Source organism: Chryseobacterium gambrini, assembly GCF_900156825.1.
Classification (GTDB): domain Bacteria; phylum Bacteroidota; class Bacteroidia; order Flavobacteriales; family Weeksellaceae; genus Chryseobacterium; species Chryseobacterium gambrini.
The window spans coordinates 1-5,615 of sequence record NZ_FTOV01000030.1; the positions used below are offsets into that span (position 1 = coordinate 1).

The 5,615-nt window shown below is 46.1% G+C and carries 2 tRNA genes and 3 rRNA genes; all 5 read left to right on the plus strand.

From position 1 onward, the window contains the following. The first annotated feature begins 339 nt into the window (after positions 1-339). The 5 genes from BW951_RS22050 to rrf all read left to right on the plus strand — a co-directional run bounded on the left by BW951_RS22050 (position 340) and on the right by rrf (position 5,564). Positions 340-1,856, plus strand: a 16S ribosomal RNA gene (locus BW951_RS22050). A 292-nt stretch (positions 1,857-2,148) separates the two neighbouring features. Then, positions 2,149-2,222 (plus strand) — tRNA-Ile (locus BW951_RS22055). Between the two features lie 83 nt (positions 2,223-2,305). Beyond that, positions 2,306-2,379: transfer RNA gene (locus BW951_RS22060), tRNA-Ala, on the plus strand. 158 nt (positions 2,380-2,537) lie between these two features. Further along, positions 2,538-5,292, plus strand: a 23S ribosomal RNA gene (locus tag BW951_RS22065). Positions 5,293-5,456: 164 nt separating this feature from the next. Next, positions 5,457-5,564: ribosomal RNA gene (gene rrf / locus BW951_RS22070) — 5S ribosomal RNA — on the plus strand. The 16S, 23S and 5S rRNA genes sit together here with 2 tRNA genes alongside, the layout of an rRNA operon. The last annotated feature ends 51 nt before the right edge of the window (positions 5,565-5,615 follow it).

Genomic DNA, 5,615 nt, shown 5'->3' on the forward strand with positions numbered 1-5,615 from the left:
GATATTTTATTTTAAATTAATTTAGAAAAAACTTAAAATAAAACTTGCTCAGAATAAAAAGATTTGTATCTTTGCAGTCCCTAAACGGGGAAGCGCAGGAGTGAGGGATTGAATGGCAGAGAGGGGTTAAGGTTAGTAAAAAAAACTTTAAAATTTTCTTCAAAACATTTGGTCAGAATAAAATAAAGTATTACTTTTGCACTCGCAAATACGAAACGAAAACGACAGAGAATTAGTTTTGTAAGAAGCGAAAGATTTGAAGATCATTGACATACAATATAACAACCAAGTAAGGAAAAACTAAAGCGTTAAAAAACTTTGAGTGAGTCAGACAAACATACAATGGAGAGTTTGATCCTGGCTCAGGATGAACGCTAGCGGGAGGCCTAACACATGCAAGCCGAGCGGTAGAGATTCTTCGGAATCTTGAGAGCGGCGCACGGGTGCGGAACACGTGTGCAACCTGCCTTTATCTGGGGGATAGCCTTTCGAAAGGGAGATTAATACCCCATAATATAATGAGTGGCATCGCTTATTATTGAAAACTCCGGTGGATAGAGATGGGCACGCGCAAGATTAGATAGTTGGTGAGGTAACGGCTCACCAAGTCAATGATCTTTAGGGGGCCTGAGAGGGTGATCCCCCACACTGGTACTGAGACACGGACCAGACTCCTACGGGAGGCAGCAGTGAGGAATATTGGACAATGGGTGAGAGCCTGATCCAGCCATCCCGCGTGAAGGACGACGGCCCTATGGGTTGTAAACTTCTTTTGTACAGGGATAAACCTATTTACGTGTAAATAGCTGAAGGTACTGTACGAATAAGCACCGGCTAACTCCGTGCCAGCAGCCGCGGTAATACGGAGGGTGCAAGCGTTATCCGGATTTATTGGGTTTAAAGGGTCCGTAGGCGGATCCGTAAGTCAGTGGTGAAATCTCATAGCTTAACTATGAAACTGCCATTGATACTGCGGGTCTTGAGTAAGGTAGAAGTAGCTGGAATAAGTAGTGTAGCGGTGAAATGCATAGATATTACTTAGAACACCAATTGCGAAGGCAGGTTACTATGTCTTAACTGACGCTGATGGACGAAAGCGTGGGGAGCGAACAGGATTAGATACCCTGGTAGTCCACGCCGTAAACGATGCTAACTCGTTTTTGGTTTTTCGGAATCAGAGACTAAGCGAAAGTGATAAGTTAGCCACCTGGGGAGTACGAACGCAAGTTTGAAACTCAAAGGAATTGACGGGGGCCCGCACAAGCGGTGGATTATGTGGTTTAATTCGATGATACGCGAGGAACCTTACCAAGACTTAAATGGGAATTGACAGATTTAGAAATAGATCCTCCTTCGGGCAATTTTCAAGGTGCTGCATGGTTGTCGTCAGCTCGTGCCGTGAGGTGTTAGGTTAAGTCCTGCAACGAGCGCAACCCCTGTCACTAGTTGCCATCATTCAGTTGGGGACTCTAGTGAGACTGCCTACGCAAGTAGAGAGGAAGGTGGGGATGACGTCAAATCATCACGGCCCTTACGTCTTGGGCCACACACGTAATACAATGGCCGGTACAGAGGGCAGCTACACAGCGATGTGATGCAAATCTCGAAAGCCGGTCTCAGTTCGGATTGGAGTCTGCAACTCGACTCTATGAAGCTGGAATCGCTAGTAATCGCGCATCAGCCATGGCGCGGTGAATACGTTCCCGGGCCTTGTACACACCGCCCGTCAAGCCATGGAAGTCTGGGGTACCTGAAGTCGGTGACCGTAACAGGAGCTGCCTAGGGTAAAACAGGTAACTAGGGCTAAGTCGTAACAAGGTAGCCGTACCGGAAGGTGCGGCTGGAACATCTCATTTTAGAGCGTTGAAGAACGTTAAACAAAATTAGTGTAGCAATACACAAAGCACTTACTTAAAGTAAAGCTTTAGTTTTTTATTTGGTTGGTTTATAAGGAAAGTAAAAAGTTAAAAGTAAAAAGATCCAAGTGTAAAAGTGAGGAATATAAAAATTACTTATTACCGATTACTTATTACTTATAAATATATATAAATACAAAACCCACTAGAAATTAGTAAAAGGGAAAGAGATTGAGAAATGAAGAAGGGGAAAAGTATATTACTTATTACTCATCACCCATTACTCATACAAAGTCTCGTAGCTCAGCTGGTTAGAGCGCTACACTGATAATGTAGAGGTCGGCAGTTCGAGCCTGCCCGAGACTACTAATTAAGGCGGCTGGCAAATAGCTTATGTCTGATGGCAAAAAATCCAGAAGCAATTAGCAAGAAGCCAACAGCACCTAGAGGGGGAATTAGCTCAGCTGGCTAGAGCGCCTGCCTTGCACGCAGGAGGTCAAGGGTTCGACTCCCTTATTCTCCACAGTTTTGGAAGTTTGATTTAAAAGTTACGATTGGAGCCAAAAACAATAATTGTTCATCAGACTGAAGAGAAGAAATTAAGATCATTGACATTAACGGTAAAGACATCACAAAGAGAAAACCGAGCACTTATAAGTGCTTGAGTAACCTAAAAATAGGAAAGAAATCGTTAAGGGCGTATGGCGGATGCCTAGGCTTTCAGAGGCGAAGAAGGACGTGGTAAGCTGCGAAAAGCTGCGGGGATTGGCACACACGAATAGATCCGCAGATGTCCGAATGGGGCAACCCGGCATGTTGAAGACATGTCACCCAGCAATGGGAGCAAACCAGGAGAACTGAAACATCTAAGTACCCTGAGGAAAAGAAATCGAAGAGATTCCGTAAGTAGTGGCGAGCGAAAGCGGATTAGCCCAAAAGTCTTTATATGTTTAAAAGAATGTTCTGGAAAGAACAGCCATAGAGGGTGATAGCCCCGTATTTGAAAGGCATACATAGATGATAAATGAGTAGGGCGGGACACGTGAAATCCTGTCTGAATATGGGGGGACCATCCTCCAAGGCTAAATACTCCTGAAAGACCGATAGTGAACAAGTACTGTGAAGGAAAGGTGAAAAGCACTTCGAATAGAAGGGTGAAATAGAACCTGAAACCGTACGCCTACAAGCGGTCGGAGCAGATTAATTCTGTGACGGCGTGCCTTTTGCATAATGAGCCTACGAGTTAATTTTACTAGCGAGGTTAAGGACTTCAGGTCCGGAGCCGGAGCGAAAGCGAGTCTGAATAGGGCGCATAGTTAGTAGGATTAGACGCGAAACCTTGTGATCTACCCATGGGCAGGTTGAAGCTTTGGTAACACAAAGTGGAGGACCGAACCGGTTGACGTTGAAAAGTCTTCGGATGACCTGTGGGTAGGGGTGAAAGGCCAATCAAACTGGGAGATAGCTCGTACTCTCCGAAATGCATTTAGGTGCAGCGTCGTATATAAGTTTATTAGAGGTAGAGCTACTGATTGGATGCGGGGGTTTCACCGCCTACCAATTCCTGACAAACTCCGAATGCTAATAAATGTTCTACGGCAGTGAGGGCATGGGTGCTAAGGTCCATGTCCGAGAGGGAAAGAACCCAGACCAACAGCTAAGGTCCCCAAATTTCTGTTAAGTTGAAGCAACGCGGTTGGACTGCATTGACAGCTAGGATGTTGGCTTGGAAGCAGCCATTCATTTAAAGAGTGCGTAACAGCTCACTAGTCGAGCGGTCCGGCATGGATAATAATCGGGCATAAACAGAATACCGAAGCTATGGATTTATAATTAATTATATCTGGTAGGAGAGCATTCTATCGGCGCTGAAGCAGTATCGTGAGGTATTGTGGAGCTTATAGAAAAGAAAATGTAGGCATAAGTAACGATAAAGGGGGCGAGAAACCCCCTCACCGAAAGACTAAGGTTTCCTCAGCCATGCTAATCAGCTGAGGGTTAGTCGGGACCTAACGCGAACCCGAAAGGGGTAGTGGATGGACAATGGGTTAATATTCCCATACTTGCTCACACTAAAAAGGGGACGGTTCGACGTAGCTATTGAAGACGGACGGAAGTGTCAAGGCCTAGCCTTCGGGCGAAGCTGTTATAGTGAAATCGGATCCAAGAAAAGCCGAAGTGAAGCAACCCGTACCAAAACCGACACAGGTGGTCGAGGAGAGAATCCTAAGGTGCTCGAGTGAGTCGTGGCTAAGGAACTAGGCAAAATAGTCTCGTAACTTCGGAAGAAGAGACGCCAACAGCAATGTTGGCCGCAGTGAAGAGGCCCAGGCGACTGTTTATCAAAAACACAGGACTCTGCTAAATCGAAAGATGCTGTATAGGGTCTGACACCTGCCCGGTGCTGGAAGGTTAAGGAAGGGCGTTAGCGTAAGCGAAGCGTTTGACTGAAGCCCCAGTAAACGGCGGCCGTAACTATAACGGTCCTAAGGTAGCGAAATTCCTTGTCGGGTAAGTTCCGACCTGCACGAATGGTGTAACGATCTGGGCACTGTCTCAGCCACGAGCTCGGTGAAATTGTAGTATCGGTGAAGATGCCGATTACCCGCAATGGGACGAAAAGACCCTGTGAACCTTTACTATAACTTCGTATTGACTTTGAGTAAGTAATGTGTAGGATAGGTGGGAGACTTTGAAGCAGGCACGCTAGTGTTTGTGGAGTCAACGTTGAAATACCACCCTTTACTTACTTGGAGCCTAACTTCTTTCAGAAGGACATTGCGTGGTGGGTAGTTTGACTGGGGTGGTCGCCTCCAAAAGAGTAACGGAGGCTTTCAAAGGTACCCTCAGCACGCTTGGTAACCGTGCGTAGAGTGTAATGGCATAAGGGTGCTTGACTGTGAGACCAACAAGTCGATCAGGTGCGAAAGCAGGACATAGTGATCCGGTGGTTCCGTATGGAAGGGCCATCGCTCATAGGATAAAAGGTACTCCGGGGATAACAGGCTAGTCTCCCCCAAGAGCTCACATCGACGGGGAGGTTCGGCACCTCGATGTCGGCTCGTCACATCCTGGGGCTGGAGAAGGTCCCAAGGGTTGGGCTGTTCGCCCATTAAAGTGGCACGCGAGCTGGGTTCAGAACGTCGTGAGACAGTTCGGTCTCTATCTATTGCGGGCGTTAGATGTTTGAGAGGGCTTGATTCTAGTACGAGAGGACCGAATTGAACAAACCTCTGGTGTATCAGTTGTACCGCCAGGTGCACCGCTGAGTAGCTATGTTTGGAAGAGATAAGCACTGAAAGCATATAAGTGCGAAACTCGCCTCAAGATGAGACATCTTTTAAGGGTCGTGGGAGATGACCACGTTGATAGGCTACAGGTGTAAAGTTGGTAACAGCATAGCCGAGTAGTACTAATTACCCGTAGATTTATAGCCTATTCATAAGTAATGAGTAATAGGTAATGAGCAATCATGCTTATCATAACTTAGCTTAAGTATTTATAAGTGCAACACTGGTTTTGCCTTTGTGATGAAATTTACCGATAAAAAGCTAATGGCCAATGGCAATAAGCCAATAGCCAACAGCTATATACAACCTTTAGGGTGGTTTTAGCGGTGGGGCTCACCTGTTCCCATTCCGAACACAGAAGTTAAGCCCACCAGCGCCGATGGTACTGCGAAAGCGGGAGAGTAGGTCGCCGCCAGTTTTTATTTAAAAGTCTCATAGATTAAATTCTATGAGACTTTTTTTTTGCGCA